Consider the following 15,058-nt stretch of genomic DNA (forward strand, 5'->3'; position numbering starts at 1 on the left):
GAGTACGACAACGTCATGTGGAACGAGTAGACCTTCGGAATGCCGACATGAGCGAGGACCTTGCCCTCATCACCCCAGTCCACCTGGGCCTGAGCGCCAGGGACCACCTCGAACCGGCGGTGCAGACCGGCCAGTTCACCCGGGCTGATCCCGAGTTCCTCGGCGATCCTGGGCCTGGCCTCCTGCAGGTAGAGCTTCACCCGCTGGTAGTTGATCGCGACCCCGTACTCCTGGACCAGGCGCTCGTGGATCACCGCCCCCTTGAGCAGGATCTCCGCCCGCAGCATCGCGTCGATCAGCGGGGCAACCTCGTCCACCACCCGCCGCCGTGGCTGCCCGTTCGGCTCCCGCTGCGGCGGCGCAGCCGCCACCTCACCCGACAGGTACTTCGCGACCGTGCGGCGGTTCAGTCCGGTCTCCTTCGCGATCTCCCGCAGGCTCATCGCGCCGGACTCATACAAACCGCGAAACCGCCGAAGCTCCAGCCAGCGATGCGGATCCAAGACCACCGTCAGCCGCCCCTCTGCCACCCCGAACCGACAGCAGCAGACTCGCGGCCCATGCCCCTCACCGCATCAAGAACGGTGCACTCTCATCCGTACGAGGTGGTGCACGTTCACTTGTACGCGGACAGCGATGGCCAGGGCCTCACGCACGAAGCTTTTCGCGCCGCGGACATCGGCGGCCTTGCCGCGGCGCAGGCGGACCGCACCGATCACCGGCCGGGCGAGCGGGGTGGACAAGGTGGCCACGATCGGGTGCAGGGTGCGCTGCCCCTTCAGGCGCCCGTGCTCGGCGCCTTGCTTGGCCCGTCCGTAGACCCGGCGGTGGGTGGGGTCGATATCGATGAACGTCAGCTGCCCGGCGCCGGGCAGCAGCGGGGTGTGGGCCGCGAGGCGGGCCAGTAACTCCCGGTGTACCCGGTGGAGTTGCCGGTTGTGGCCGTGGGTGAAGGAGCGAAGGAAGGTGCCCAGCGTGGACGGGGCGCGTATCTGGGCGAAGACCCGGTCCATCGCGCCGTGCCGCAGCCGGTCGGCGTCATCGATGGAGTCGGCCCCCGAGCACATCGCGCCCAGCAGCGACATCACTTTGGCCGCTGGATGCGCGCCGCCGCTGTTGTCGGCAGCCTCGATGCGGACCTGGGCGGCCAGACCCGGCAGGCCGACCCGTTCGGCGAGCGCGACCAGCGGAAGCAGCCCCGCATCCGCGATCAGATTCGGCTCGTCGAAGAGTGCGGAGACATGGACGGCGGCATGGGAAGATTGCATCTCGGAAGAGCCTTGTCATCGTGCGTGCTGGAAGCCTCAAGAACTCCCATCATCGCAGGTCACAAGGCTCTTTCTCGTTCCCGGAGAAGTTGTCCACAGACGTCAGCCGGTGGATCCGGGCTGAATCCGTAGCAGCTGGTCGCGCTGCCTTCAGCCGCACTTCACGTCATTCCAAAGAGTCGATCTACCGAGGATTCCCTTGGACCCGCAAACTCTGCTTCTCTCCATCTTCACGCCGGAGGGGCGGGAGAACCCGTTCCCGGCGCTTGAAGCGCTCCGCGAGACCGCCCCGGTTTACTACGACAAAGACCTCGACACCTATTTCCTGACCACGTACGCGCATTGCCAGGCCGTGCTGACCGACACGGCTTTCCGCACCCCCGATCTGAGTTGGTGCGAGGAGCATCTCCCGGACTGGCGCGACCATCCCGCGGCCGACTTCTTCTACGCTTCGATGCTCCGCGCCAACCATCCCGACCACAGCCGGCTTCGCCGACTGGTCAATGCCGGGTTCACCCCTCGCCGCGTGGCAGCACTGCAATCCGCCGTCGAGGACCTGACCGACGGCCATCTCGACGCCTTGGCCGACGCCTCCGCGCACGGCCGTGCGGTCAACTTCCAGGAACTGGTCGGTTACCCCCTGCCCGTCGCGGTGGCGGGGGAGTTGATCGGTGTCCCGGCGGCGGACCGCCCCCGGTTCCGCAGGCTGGGCAGTGACGCCAGCCGGCTGCTCGAGCCGGTGCGCAGCCCGGAGGATTGGGCACGGGCCGACGCGGCGGTGACCGAACTGCGTGCGTACTTCGAGGAACTGCTCCAGCGCCGTCGGCGTGAGCCGCGCGAGGATCTCGCGACGGTGCTGCTGGAGGCCCAGGAGGGACAGGAGCGTCTGACCCGGCGGGAGTTGGTCGACACACTGCTCCTTGTCTTCGTCACCGGTTTCGAGACGGCCACGGCCACGCTCGGACTGGTCACCCACGCACTGCTGACACACCCGGACCAGCGGGACCTCGTGACGGGCGACCCCGAGCTCGCGGCTCAGGCGGTCGAGGAAGCGCTGCGCTGGGACTCGCCCGTCCTGATGACCGAGCGGATCGCCACCGAGCGGACCGAGATCGCAGGCGTGACCATCCCGGTGGGTGCCAACGTCACCACAGTCCTCACCGCGGCCAACCGGGACCCCGCCCAGTTCCCCGACCCGCACCGCTTCGACGTGCGGCGCTCCGGAACCAAGGTGCTCAGCTTCGGCGCCGGTCCCCACTACTGCCTGGGCGCCGCTCTGGCACGTCTGGAGGGCACGGTGGCCGTGCGCCGCCTCTTCGCCCGCTTCCCCGAGCTCGCCGTGTCGGGCGTCCCGGTGCGGCGCGAGTCCCTCAGCCTCCGGGTGTACGAGCACCTCCCCCTGACGGCCCACGGCTCTGTGACGTCCCCGGACCGGGCCACCACCATCACCCGCCACGACAGCGAAGGAGTGACGTCGTCATGAATTTCCTCGGCACCGAGCGCGAGGTGCTCGAATCACTGCTCCCCGGTCTGGACGCAGCGCTCGCCCGCCACTCGCTGGCGGAGTTGGAGCGGCCTGGCGGCCCCGCCATCGCGGCGTTCCGGGAGGCCGGTGGTCCGGCCCTGCTGGTGCCGGCGCAGAACACCGGCATCGGGGCGGACCCGCTCCAGGCCGTGCGGCTGCAGAGGGCCGTGGGGGCACGTTGCCCGTCCCTGGCCGTGGCCACCACGATGCATCACTTCTCCGTGGCGAGCCTCGTGGAGACCGCCAAGCACGGGGCGGGCTTCGAATGGATGCTGCTGGAGGCGATCGTCGGCAAGCGGATGCTGCTGGCCTCGGGATTCGCGGAGGGCCAGACCGGTCAGTCGATCCTGCGGCCCGCCATCCGCGCCGAGCGGCGCGGTGGCGACGTGGTGCTGAACGGCAGCAAGAAGCCGTGCAGCCTGGCCCGCTCCATGGATCTGCTGACCGCTTCGGTGGTGATGACGGACGACAGCGGCGTCGAACGACTGGCGGTGGCCATCGTCCCGGCCGAAACCAAGGGCGTGTCCGTACGCCCGTTCTGGCGCAGCACGGTGCTGGCCGGTGCCGAGAGCGAGGAAGTGGTCCTCGAAGACGTCGTGCTGGACCCGCAGTTGGTCGTGCTCACCGATGTCGGAGCCGACGCCGTACTGGACTCGCTTCACATCGCGGGATTCCTCTGGTTCGAGCTGCTGATGACCGCCGACTACCTGGGTACGGCGAGCGCCCTGGTGGAACGGGTGCTGCGGCACGGACGTTCCGCCGCCTCGGTGCGAGCGGAACTGGTGACGGACGTCAACGCGGCGATGCTCGGGGTCGAGGCCGTGGCCCGCGCCATGCGGGAGTCGCAGGCATGGGACGAATCGCTGCTCGTGGACGCACTCACGGCGCGCTATGCAGCGCAGGACGCCATCGCGCGCACCACGCGAACCGCGCTGGAGGCGCTCGGCGGAATGTCGTTCATCACCTCGGACGAGGGGACGTACCTGGCGTCGGCGGCCGCGGGGCTGAGCTTCCACCCGCCGTCGCGGGGCCGGATGGCGCAGTCGCTGTGCGCGACCCTGGACGGGGAGCCGCTGCATGTCGGTTGAGGGCTCACCCGGGGACGGCGACCCGCGGCCCTCCGCTCCGGGCGGACAGGTGGTCCAGATGGCCCCGCGGTACACGGTGGAGTGTCTGACCACCGTCGACGACCTGCCGCGGGAGTTGTGGGAAGCACTGGCGCCGGCCCACGATCCCATGTGGGGCCGGGAGGTCTTCGCGGCCATGGAAGGGGCGGCCATCGGTCCGGACGCGTACGCCTACCTTCTCGTACGCCTTGGCGATCGGCCGGTGGCGGTGCTGCCCCTCAGCGCGGTTCACGGTCTGCGGCTGGAGCGGGTCGTGGGTCCCGGCGAGCGGCGCCTGCTCGCCCCAGTGGCCCGGCTGTTCCCCCGGCTGCTGCGGGTGCCGATGCTCTTCTGCGGCAACTTCCTCGGGCAGGGGCACATCCCGGGCGAGGACCCGCTTGCGCCGCAGGCGGCCGAGTTGCTGGTGCGGGAAGTACTGCAGTTCGCCCGGCGGCACCGCCTGGGCACTGTCGTCTTCAAGGACTTCGCCCCCCGTGACCTGGACGCGCTGCGCCCGGCGCTGGACGGCGAGGGGTTCTTCATCGTCGCCGGTCTGCCCGACACCGAACTCCCGCTAGGCCACCGCGACTTCGAGGAGTACCTCGTCTCGCTGCCGGCCAAGCCCCGCCGCAACGCCCGCAACAAGATACGCAAGTTCCGGGCACAGGAGGGACTGCGGATCGAGGTGCTTCAGGAGTTCGGCGACCTCGTCCCCGACATGATGGGGCTGTACCGGCAGGTGATGGACCGCGCCGACCAGACGCTCGACGTGCTCGACGAAACATTCGTCCGGCGCCTGGCCAACAGCCCGGACGCCGATCAGCGGCTGGTCGCCTGTTTCGAGGGCGACCGTCTTGTCGGCTATCTGCACTGCCTGTTCCGTGGCCGCGGCGCGGTCGGGGCCCGGATCGGTCTGGACTACCGGCTGGCCCACCGGGCGCGGCTCTACCACAACCTCCACTACGCGGCGATCGAGCTGGCGATCACCCGCGGCTGCCGCCACATCCGCTTCGCGCAGACCGCCTACGAGCCGAAACGGGAACTCGGCTGCGAACTGGTCGAGCAGAACTACGCGATGACCCACACCCGCCGGCTGCCCCGCGCCGTGCTGCGTCTGCTGTTGCCACGGGCGCTGGAAACCGCACGCGAACAGGCGCTGGCCCCGAAGTCCTGACCGCGACGTGCCTGCCGACGGCCGCCCCCTGCCACCCCCTACGAGAAAGAGACCGCCATGCCCCTTGTCCAGGTCGAGATCACCATCGCTGCCCCGCCCGAGGACAGCTGGAAGGCTGTCGTCGATGTCGAGAGCTACTCCGCCTGCATGGACAGCGTCCAGTCCGTGGTGGTCCTCGAAGGCTCCGGTGAGGACCGCAGGACGACGGCGTGGTCCGTCCGTCTGAAGGGCTCCGTTCTGGAGTGGGTGGAAGCGGAGCAGCTCGACCACGCGTCCCGGCGTTTCGACTTCCACCAGGTCAGCGGCGACCTCGCCCACTTCGTGGGCCACTGGGCGGTTCGCCCCTCCGACGGCGGCGGCAGCCTCGTGTCGCTGACGGTGGAGTTCGAGATCGGTATCCCCCTCCTCGCGGAGATGCTCAACCCGGTCGCCGCCGCCGCGCTGCGGGACAACGCCCGGCAGATGCTCCAGGCGCTGGAGCGGCGGCTCACCGCCGCTGTCGACGGCTGAGCCGGTGCTCGCCGCCGCCGTCCCCTCACCGATGCCGTCCCGAAAAGACCACGTACCCGGCTGTTCGTCCCCCGTCCAACGCGGCCCGGTCCGGCCGCCCCTTTCCACAGGAGTTCCCGTTGGGAACCAGCTCCATGACCAGCGCCCACGCCGCCAGCCGGGTGTTCGACACACTCCGCCGTCACCAGTCTCCGCAACTCGCCCTGACCGGCAAGCTCGCGGGGCAGGGTGCCGTGGAGTCCAGTGCGCTGGGCGCCCGTGTCACCCTCTCCGACGGCCGTTCCGTGCTCGACTTCGGCTCCTACGCCGTCACCCTGCTCGGCCACCGTCATCCCCGTGTGGTGGAAGCCGTCGGCCGACAGCTCGGCGTCATGCCGACGTCGACCCGCAGTCTGGCCAATCCCGTGGCGGCCGAGGCGGCGGCGCGGCTCGCCGACTACCTCGGGGGCGGACTGCCCAAGGTCTACTTCGGCCTCAACGGGGCCGACGCCGTCGAGGTGGCGGTGAAGCTCGCGCGGCTCGCCACCGGGCGGGAGCGGGTGCTGGCGGTGACCGGCGGTTACCACGGCAAGACGCTCGGGGCGCTCTCCCTCACGCACAGTCCGATGTTCCGGGCCGGACTGCGGGGCTGTGTGGTGGATGTCGTCCATCTCGACCCCCACGACCCGCATGCCGTCCGCGAACAGGTGTCGGCAGGCCCCGTCGCGGCCGTCGTCTTTGAGCCCGTGCAGGGCGAGAACGGCGCGGTTCCGCTGCCGACGGACGTCCTGCGGCAATGGTGCGAGGACGCCCGCGCCCACGGTGCCTTCGCGATCGCCGACGAGATCCAGTGCGGGTTGCGGCGGTGCGGGGAGCGCTCGGTCGCCCTTGCCGACGGCCTGCCCGTCGACGCCGTGCTCGTCGGCAAGCCGCTCGGCGGCGGCGTGATGCCGCTGTCCGCCGTCGCATGCACCCAGGAGCTGTACCGGCCGCTGGAAATGGACCCGTTCCTTCATTCGGCGACCTTCGGAGGGCACCCGCTGAGCTGTGCCGCTCTCCCCGCCGCGCTGGACGCCGTCGAGGAACTCGCCGAACACGGCAGGAAGTTGTCGGACGCGCTCGTCGACGGTCTGCGTGACCTCCGGCAGCGTCATCCCCGCGTGATGAGCGGATACCACGGCCGGGGACTGCTGTGGGGCATCGACTTCACCACACCCGCGGCGGCGGGCGAGACCGTGGTCTCGCTGGCCAACAACGGGCTGCTGGTCTCCCCGTGCCTGGGCCGCCCGACCACTGTGCGTCTCCTCCCGCCGCTCGTCACCACCGATGCGGAGTTGGACGAGGCCATGGACATCCTCGACACCGCGCTGACGGCGGCCGGCACGGCGGTCCACGACTGACCGCAGGTCCCGTGAGCGCTGCCGCTCCACCGCACGACTCCGGAAACTCACCCTTCGGAGATGAACCATCACCTCCTCTCACTCATACCAGCATCAAAGGAACCGAGTTGACGCACAACGGCCCCGCGGGCACCAGGACCGCTGACTCTGTCGGCGTACCGTCCTCTTCTGACACGTCCTCTGCCGACCTGTCCGCCGTGGTCCGCGAGACCATCGCGGAGGTCCTCGGGACCACGCCCGACGCCATCGTGGACAGCACCGACCTGCGAACCGAGTACGGCATCGACAGCCTGGAGCTGATGGCGATCGGAGCCCAGCTCGAACGCGTACTGAACGTTCCGATATCGGCCGAGGACCTGATGGGGGCCGACACCGTCGGCCAGGCCGTCGAACTCCTCGCGCAGCGGAAGGCGGGGCGGGAATGACTCCGCAACAGCACCACTCAACGGCCGGCCGATGGCCGTCCGAACGCCCGCGCGTCGTCGTCACCGGGATCGGTGTGAAGACCCCGGCAGGCCTCACCCTGGATGAGGCCATGAGCGCTGTCCTGGCAGCACGCTCCACCGCCGCGCTCCACGACGAGCTGGCCGAAGGTGGCTCTCCGGTGCACTTCGCCTGCCGTGTGCCCGAGTTCGACCCCGAGCCCTACGTCACCCGCCGGGAGCGCCGCCAGATCGACCGCCCCACCGAACTGGCGCTGTGCGCCGCCGCTGACGCCGTCGAACAGGCCGCACTGTCCGGCCTGCCGTCGGCACGGGTGGGCGTCCATCTCGGCACCGGTATCGGGGGGCTGCCCACCATGGAGTCGAGCGTGCGTGAGCACTACGGGGACTCCAGGCGCATGCCCGTGCACGCCGTGCCCCGGACCATGGCCAACTCGGCCGCCGCCCGGGTGGCGATGCGCTACGGCTTCCGTGGTTCGTGCGTCACGTACAACACGGCCTGTGCCAGCGGCGCCACAGCCATCGGGGAGGCCGCCCGCCGGATCCAGTACGGGGAGCTGGACGTCGCCGTCGGCGGCGGCTTCGATGCGGCGGTGACGGCTTTCATGCTCACCGGCTTCTCCAGGATGCAGGCGCTGTCCACCCGCAACGATGCTCCGGAGCAGGCGAGTCGCCCCTTCGACGCCCAGCGTGACGGCTTCGTGATGGGCGAGGGTGCCGCCGTCCTCGTACTGGAGCGACGCGAATCGGCGCTCGCCCGCGGGGCACACATCTTCGGCGAGGTCGCGGGGTACGCCACGAACGCCGATGCCCACCACATCGTCGCACCGCATGCCGATGGGGCTGTCGCGGCCGCCTGCATGGCCGACGCCATCGCCGACGCCGGACTGCTGCCGGCCGATATCGGCCAGATCAACGCCCACGGCACCTCAACGCCGGCGAACGACAGCTCGGAGGCCACCGCCATACACCGGTGCTTCGACGGCCAGGCGCCACCCGTGACCGCCGTCAAGGGCGTCACCGGGCATCTCATCGGTGGCTCCGGGGCGCTGGAGGCCGCCATCTCCCTGGTCTGCGCGGAGCGCAGGATCGTGCCGCCGGTCGCCAACCTCACGGAGCCCTCCGAGGCCGACCGGATCGACGTGGTCTTCGGTGCTCCACGCAGCGTGGACCGTGCCCCCGTGCTGTCCAACTCCTTCGGTTTCGGCGGACAGAACGTCTGCCTGGTCCTGCTGCCCGCCACGTGAACTTCTGAGGAACTCCTGCCATGCGCATCCTTCTCACTGGTGCCACCGGTGTCGTCGGCGCCGAAGTCGCCTCGCTTCTCGCCGCCGGGACCGCCGACCGCAGCGGCCCCCAGATCGTCCCCACCGCACGCCGCCCCACCGGGAACTCGCCCGTGCGCTGGGACATCGGCGCCGAGCCGGCGCCCGATGCCCTGACCGCCCGGCCGTGGGACGTCATCGTGCACACAGCGGCCTCCACTCGTTGGACCATGACCCGTGCCGAGGCCACCGACGCCAACATCCGCACGCTGCGCGAGGTGCTCGCACTGGCCGGTCCCGACACCCATGTGGTGCATGTGTCCACCGCCTACGTCGGTGGCGTGCGTGCCCCGGAGGATCTCCGGGGCGCCGAGTTCGAGGGCTACCGCAACGGCTACGAGTGGTCGAAGGCCGTATGCGAGGACATCGTGACGACCGAGCACCGCGGACCGGTGACCATCGTCCGTCCACCACTGGTCATGGGACGCCGCGAGGACGGGCGCATCGCCCGCTTCTCCGGCCCTTACAGCCTCTTCCCCGCGTTCGTCTCCGGCCTCGCGGCCGTCGTTGTCGGCGACCCGGCCGGCTATGCCGAGATCAGCCCCGTGGACGAGGTCGCCGAGGTGATCGCCGCCACGGCTCTGGGTCCGGCACCGTCCGCGCCTCGCACCGAGGTGATCGCCGCAGGCCAGGACAGCCTGCGTCTGGACACCCTCGTCGACATCACATGCGACACTCTCAACGCGTTCCGGGCCGAGCACGGCGTCGAACCGATCGCCAAGCCTCCGACGGTGTCCACCGAGAGCTGGAACCGCTTCTTCCTGCCGCTGGCCGAGCAGTGGCTCTCCCCGGTCCAGCAACAGGCCGTGAAGCTGCTGGCGATGTTCCAGAGCTACACCAGCATGAGCGAGCCGTTCCCGCCCACCTGTCGGGTGGCCGACCCGGGTGGGGTGATGGCGGCATCGGTACGGCACTGGGCGCAGAGCAAGCCACGCCAGGCGCTCGGCCGGCCCACACCGTGGACGCTGATCAACGCCGAGTGACCGGGCCGAGTCGCGGGGGGCGTGGCCAAGGGGTCCTAATCCTTGAGTAGTGGCTCCGGTCGGTCTCCTCTGGGGGGCTGGCCGGACCGTTGAGCCATGGCCACTGCAGGACGTTGGCGCCGTTGGCGGTGCCCCCGCTCTGCACGTCGGCAGCCTTGCCGCTGTGCCGGGCGACGAGCCGGTAGACGGTGCCGTCGCCGGGCAGCGTGGTGGACACCAGGGCCGGCTCGGCCGTCCGGCCGCCGATCCTGACGCCGCCGATGTTGGCGTAGCCGCCGGTGGCCGCGTTGACCTGGATCCGCACGAAGCCTACGTTCCGGGCGGGCCATTCGGCCACCTTGATGGCGCGGTTGCCGGCCCACGTGCCGGTGGCGACCTGGGTGAAGTTCGTGCCGTCGGTGGTGTCGTTGCGACTCCACTGCTTGGGCAGGTACTCCAGGGTGGAGACGTTGCTCCACAACCCGCCCAGGTCGATCGTGATCGAGTGGGGCAGGGGCGAGGGCAGTCCCCAGGTCGACCAGCGGGTCTCGTAGCGGACGTCGCTGAGTCCGTCGATGGCGTTCAGCGGGCCCTCGCCGGTGCGGAAGGCGGTGGCGTTCGCGTTGACCGGTGTGACGGGGTGTTCGGCTCGCAGGGGCTGGGTGGGCAGCGGCGGCCGGGAGGTGTCGGGGCTCCATGCCGCGCCGACCTCGGCGAGTCGGTTGACGATGTTGGTGTCCAGCAGGCCGTTGCGGTTGGGCGGGCAGTTGAGGATGAACGAGGTGTACTTCGGTTCCAGGTCGGCCAGGTGCGAGAGGATCGCGTCCTTGCTCATCAGGCTCTCGGTCGGCGTGGTCGGGTGCCAGAACCAGCCGCCGCTGATGGTCTGTCCCTGCATTCCGGCGTAGGTGTTGCCTGCGGGCGCCGTGACGCCCAGCGGCTCCTCGAAGAAGATCGCGTCGCTGAGGAAGGGCTCCGACAGTCCGCCGATGTCGAGCATTACGCAGTCGGGCTGAAGCTCCTTCACCAGTGAACGGATCCGCTGGTAGGAGACGGCCTGCTGCCCCATCTGCCATGCGTAACCGTCAGTCATGAACATGTCGATGGTGTCGTAGTTGGTGAGCAGCTCGCGGATCTGGCCGAGGATGAAGGTCATGTCGGCGGGCTGGATGGCGTCGGTGATCTTGAGCCCGGCCACCTTGTGCCGGCTCTCCCATGCCTCGACGCCGAAGGTGCGGTCCCGGATCAGTGGTCAGGATGCCGTAACTCATCTTCGCGGCAGCCGCCGCGTCGGCCCACTGTCCGCAGTTGACACTCGGGGGAGCGAAGAGGGTGGGGCTCTGGTTCGGGGCAGCCCACTCCTGGTTGGAGAAGGTGCCCAGGCTGAATTGGTTGAACATGCTGAACCGCATGTCGACCATCCTGCTCAGGTTGGTCGGGTGTCCGCGGCGGACGCCTGCGACAGAAGGCCGGAGAAACCGGGGACGAGCGGCAGAGCGGTCGCGGCGCTCGCCGCACCCGCCGCGCCGAGAAACGTACGGCGAGTCATTCTCGATGAGGACATGGCCCGCTCCTGTGGATCGAATGGCATGGATGGCGGTGACAGCGTGCTGGGGAGTCGACGCAACCGGCGTTATCACGGAACTACGTGCAGGCTGGCCCGCCAGGTGAATTGACCCCCTGAGTTCGGCCCCGGCACAGGCGTTAGGCGCTGGGCAGCAGGTCTTCCGTTCGATACAGGGACCCGGGCGCAACGGCGAAGCCCGCCGTGGAGGACCAGCATGCCGACGAGCGGCCCCTTCGGCAGGAGATCGGCTCTGACAAGGTCTTCTCCTGGCAGTTCACAGGACAGCACACGCGGCCATGACCGGCCTTGAATACGGCGTGTGTTCAGCGACTAACATAGGACGTATTAGCGGACACCAGTCGGTCATCTGTCTAGGGTCTCGACGGAAATTGGCAGACGAAAGCCGAGATTGCCGCTTACAGACGCGTTCGAGCGCCGGGCTGAGCTACTCGATTCATCGGAGGTTCTTGCCCTCGGTGGATCGAGTGAAGAGGGTAGCTGGGCTCTGCCGATGTCGACCTCGGGCTGTGCCTGCGAGATCCGGAGCCTCGGCAGAAGACGGCGTTCCCGAACCAGGCGGACGGTGTCGGACGTGCATGGTGGTAGACGGCTCGCTGGATGTAGGCCGGAGCCGGTCGAGCCTCTGATGTGGTCGGAGCACTTTGTGGCGCTGCTCCTGCGAACAAGCCCACCACTCGCCGAAGCGCGGCGGACCTGCTGCAGGGCGACGTCCTGCCCGGCTACGGGGGCGGGGACGCCGTAGGGCCCGGCTGCCAAGAAGGGTTCAGCCAAGTCGTCTGCGGCGCAGGTGTCGTACGACGGCGGGCCGTACTTGGAAGAACACGACCGTGCACACAGGCGGACGTCGGCCCAGAACATCTTGCGCCGAGGCCCTGGCCCGGAGGGGGTGCTTCCTCCGGGCCAGGGCCTCGGCGCGCGGCGGCTGATGCGCCGGGCGCGCAGCCGGGTCAGGGGACTCGCTCGGGCTGCTTGTGCTGCACCTGCGGGGCCTTCTGGAGGCGTGTGCCTTCTACGTCGAGGTCGGGCAGGACGCGGTCGAGCCAGGCGGGGAGCCACCAGGCGTGCCGTCCGGCGAGGGCGAGGACAGCCGGGACGAGGGTCAGGCGGACGGCGAAGGCGTCGATGGCGACGCCGACGGCGAGCGCGAAGGCGATGGGCTTGATCAGGGCGTCGTCGAGCGGGAAGAACCCGGCGAAGACGGTGACCATGATCAGGGCGGCCGCGGTGACGACCCGGACGCTGTGCCGCGCGCCGTCGATCACCGACCCGCGGGCGACGCCGGTGTGGACCCACTCCTCCCGCATCCCGGAGACGAGGAACACCTCGTAGTCCATGGCGAGTCCGAAGAGCACGCCGATCAGGATGATCGGCAGGAAGCTGACGACGGGTCCGGTGTGGGCGAGGCCGAGGGTGTCCGCCAGCCAGCCCCACTGGAACACGGCGACGACCAGGCCGAGCGAGGCCGCCACCGACAGCAGGAATCCGACGGCGGCCTTGAGCGGGACGACCAGCGAGCGGAACACCATGGTCAGCAGGATCAGGCTCAGGCCGACGACGATCGCCATGAACGGCAGCAGGGAGTCGCTGAGGCGGGTCGAGACATCGATGTTGACGGCGGTGGTGCCGGTGACCGCGACCGTCGCTCCGGTTGTCTCGCGGATGTCCGGGGCGGCGGCACGGATGTCGCGGACGAGCCGGTCGGTGCGGGCGCTGTCGGGACCGGTCTCGGGTATGACCTGGATGACGGTCTGCGCGGGCTCGCGTGTGGGTACGGGGGGCAGGACCGCCTTGACCCCCTTGAGGTCCCGCAGCTTCCGCGCTGCCTGAGAACCCGCGTGCGCGCCCGGCCCCTTGTCGGTCTCGGTCAGCACCAGGAGCGGGCCGTTGAAGCCGGGGCCGAACTTGTCGTCGACCGTGTCGTACGCCGTGCGTTCGGAGGAGGCGGCCGGGGCCGAGCCGTTGTCCGGCAGGGCAAGGCGCAGGTCCGCCGCGGGGAGCGCCAGTGCGACGAGGATGCCGGCGACGGCCAGGACGGTGAGCAGGGGCTTGGCGACGACGGTCCTCACCCAGCGGGCGCCCAGGGTCGCCCGGCCGGCGGATCCGTCGGGATCGGTGGCCCGCCGGGCCTCCTTGCTGCCGGGCTTCGGGGTCAACCGGGTGCCGGCGAATCCGGCGAGGGCCGGGAGCAGGGTGATCGCGGCCAGGACCGCGACGAGGACGGCTCCGGCGGCACCGAGACCCATCACGGTCAGGAACGGGATGCCTATGACGCTGAGTGCGGCCAGGGCGATGATCACGGTGCCGCCGGCGAAGACGACCGCGCTGCCGGCCGTGCCGTTGGCCAGCGCGATGGACTCCTGCGGGTCGGTTCCGCGGGCGAGCTGCTGGCGGTGGCGGGTCAGGATGAACAGGATGTAGTCGATGCCCACGGCCAGTCCCAGCATCAGCGCGAGCGTGACGGCGGTGGAGGAGATGCTGACCGCCGGGGTGAGGGCGAGCAGCCCGGCAAGTCCCACGGCCACGCCGAGCAAGGCGGGCAGCAGCGACATGCCCGCGGCGAGCAGGGAGCCGAAGGTGACGACGAGGACGAGCACGGCGACGGCGACACCGATGATCTCGGACGGGCCTATGTGCACGCCGTTGCTGCCGTAGGCGCTGCCGCCCACCGAGGTCCTGAGCCCGCTCTTCTCGGCCGCCTCGGCCGCCCGTTCGATCACGTCCAGGGACGAAGGGTGTACCTCGGCCCGCTGCACCGAGTACTGCACCTGCACGATCGCCGTGCTCCGGTCGGCCGAGACGGCCCCTGACAGGCCTGGGCCTATGACGGCTTCGACCTGGGGCGCCTTCGCGACCGCCGCCTCGGTTCCGGCGATGGCCGCGGTGTACGGGGCCTCGGTGATGCGGTGGCCCTCGGGTGCGGTGAAGACGATCTGGGCGCCCGCTCCGGAGGCTTCGGGCAGCGTCTCGCCGAGCGTGTCCAGCGCGCGCTGGGACTCGGTGCCCGGCACGGTGAAGCGGTCGTCGAGCTTGCCGCCGAAGACGCCGGCGCACGTAATGAGCGCGGCCAGGACCACGAGCCAGATACCGAGCACCAGCTTGTGATGGCGGTAGGCACTGCGGCCCAGCCGATGGAGCAGGACTGCCATGGCGAACTCCCAAGAGCGGTAAGGGGTTTCTCGGACGTCTCGTCGCGGACACGGACGCGGGACGAACGGCGGAACGGGTCGGCCGCGCCGTGGAGCGGCTGCGGGCATGAGGCATTTCGGTGCCAGGGCGGCATCCGAGTGCTTCGAGCACCGACTTTAACAGTTGCTCAAGTTGGGTGACTAAATCATTCAACTAGAACTAACGACATTGTCAGTTGACCATGTCGCCTGTATGGTGATGGTCACCGGAGCACACCGCCCCCGGGAAGAGCCAGGTCATGGGCCTGCGCCGCTCTCCCCGCGGAGCACGTCCGCAGCGCCGGGACCACCGCAGGACAAGGAGTGATCATGAGCAGCACGCAGAAGAAGGACGTCGCCACGGCTCACCACGCCCGCAGGGCGGATGTGGTGGTGGTCGGTGCGGGGCTGGCCGGTCTGACCGCGGCGCGGGAGCTCGTCGCGGCGGGCAAGTCGGTGGCCGTGCTGGAGGCCCGTGACCGGGTGGGCGGCCGGCTGCTCAACCACGACCTCGGCGACGGTCAGGTGACCGAGATCGGCGGGCAGTATGTGGGTCCGACCCAGGACCACATCCTGGCGCTGGCCAAGGAGGTCGGCGTGGACACCTACCAGGC

The 15,058-nt window shown here is 69.8% G+C and carries 11 protein-coding genes and 2 pseudogenes; 9 read left to right on the forward strand and 4 right to left on the reverse strand.

Going from position 1 to position 15,058, the window contains the following annotated elements:
- Both M8J73_RS43820 and M8J73_RS43825 read right to left on the reverse strand, forming a co-directional pair.
- Positions 1 to 509: pseudogene (locus tag M8J73_RS43820) on the reverse strand (IS21 family transposase); the annotation flags it as partial.
- A 66-nt stretch (positions 510 to 575) separates the two neighbouring features.
- A complete protein-coding gene (locus M8J73_RS43825; protein ID WP_055542013.1) occupies positions 576 to 1,268 on the reverse strand; it encodes a transposase in 693 nt (230 codons plus the stop codon).
- 199 nt (positions 1,269 to 1,467) lie between these two features.
- Between M8J73_RS43825 and M8J73_RS43830 the strand changes: the two genes are divergently transcribed.
- The 8 genes from M8J73_RS43830 (at position 1,468) to M8J73_RS43865 (ending at position 9,713) form a co-directional block, all read left to right on the forward strand.
- Positions 1,468 to 2,751, forward strand: a complete 1,284-nt coding sequence (locus tag M8J73_RS43830; RefSeq protein ID WP_055542014.1) for a cytochrome P450 — start codon at positions 1,468 to 1,470, stop codon at positions 2,749 to 2,751.
- Positions 2,748 to 3,881: an acyl-CoA dehydrogenase family protein gene (locus M8J73_RS43835; protein ID WP_055542015.1), complete on the forward strand. Its 1,134-nt coding sequence runs from the start codon at positions 2,748 to 2,750 to the stop codon at positions 3,879 to 3,881. The genes M8J73_RS43830 and M8J73_RS43835 overlap by 4 nt, the downstream gene beginning before the upstream one ends.
- Before the next feature lie 58 nt (positions 3,882 to 3,939).
- A complete protein-coding gene (locus M8J73_RS43840; protein WP_055542016.1) occupies positions 3,940 to 5,073 on the forward strand; it encodes a GNAT family N-acetyltransferase in 1,134 nt (377 codons plus the stop codon).
- Positions 5,074 to 5,130: 57 nt separating this feature from the next.
- A complete protein-coding gene (locus M8J73_RS43845; RefSeq protein WP_055542017.1) occupies positions 5,131 to 5,583 on the forward strand; it encodes a type II toxin-antitoxin system RatA family toxin in 453 nt (150 codons plus the stop codon).
- Between the two features lie 134 nt (positions 5,584 to 5,717).
- The gene (locus M8J73_RS43850; RefSeq protein ID WP_055542018.1) at positions 5,718 to 6,962 is read left to right on the forward strand and encodes a class-III pyridoxal-phosphate-dependent aminotransferase; all 1,245 of its coding nucleotides are present in this window, start codon (positions 5,718 to 5,720) and stop codon (positions 6,960 to 6,962) included.
- A 107-nt stretch (positions 6,963 to 7,069) separates the two neighbouring features.
- The gene (locus M8J73_RS43855) at positions 7,070 to 7,387 is read left to right on the forward strand and encodes an acyl carrier protein (RefSeq protein ID WP_055542019.1); all 318 of its coding nucleotides are present in this window, start codon (positions 7,070 to 7,072) and stop codon (positions 7,385 to 7,387) included.
- On the forward strand, positions 7,384 to 8,652 hold the full coding sequence (locus M8J73_RS43860; RefSeq protein WP_055542020.1) for a beta-ketoacyl-[acyl-carrier-protein] synthase family protein: 1,269 nt from the start codon (positions 7,384 to 7,386) through the stop codon (positions 8,650 to 8,652). The genes M8J73_RS43855 and M8J73_RS43860 overlap by 4 nt, the downstream gene beginning before the upstream one ends.
- Before the next feature lie 20 nt (positions 8,653 to 8,672).
- Positions 8,673 to 9,713 carry an SDR family oxidoreductase gene (locus tag M8J73_RS43865; protein WP_055542021.1) on the forward strand — a complete coding sequence of 347 codons (1,041 nt, stop codon included), beginning with the start codon at positions 8,673 to 8,675 and terminating at the stop codon, positions 9,711 to 9,713.
- A 79-nt stretch (positions 9,714 to 9,792) separates the two neighbouring features.
- Here the strand turns inward: M8J73_RS43865 and M8J73_RS43870 are convergent.
- Both M8J73_RS43870 and M8J73_RS43875 read right to left on the reverse strand, forming a co-directional pair.
- Positions 9,793 to 11,241: pseudogene (locus tag M8J73_RS43870) on the reverse strand (alpha-L-fucosidase); the annotation flags it as partial.
- A 986-nt stretch (positions 11,242 to 12,227) separates the two neighbouring features.
- Positions 12,228 to 14,426, reverse strand: coding sequence for an MMPL family transporter (locus tag M8J73_RS43875; RefSeq protein WP_055536737.1), 2,199 nt, complete (start codon positions 14,424 to 14,426; stop codon positions 12,228 to 12,230).
- A gap of 348 nt (positions 14,427 to 14,774) precedes the next feature.
- On the opposite strand from M8J73_RS43875, the gene M8J73_RS43880 reads away from it, so the two are divergent.
- The coding region (locus tag M8J73_RS43880; protein WP_249829896.1) for a flavin monoamine oxidase family protein at positions 14,775 to 15,058 on the forward strand (284 nt) is incomplete at its 3' end.

Origin of the sequence: Streptomyces neyagawaensis (assembly GCF_023516595.1) — a bacterium.
Lineage (GTDB): Bacteria > Actinomycetota > Actinomycetes > Streptomycetales > Streptomycetaceae > Streptomyces > Streptomyces neyagawaensis.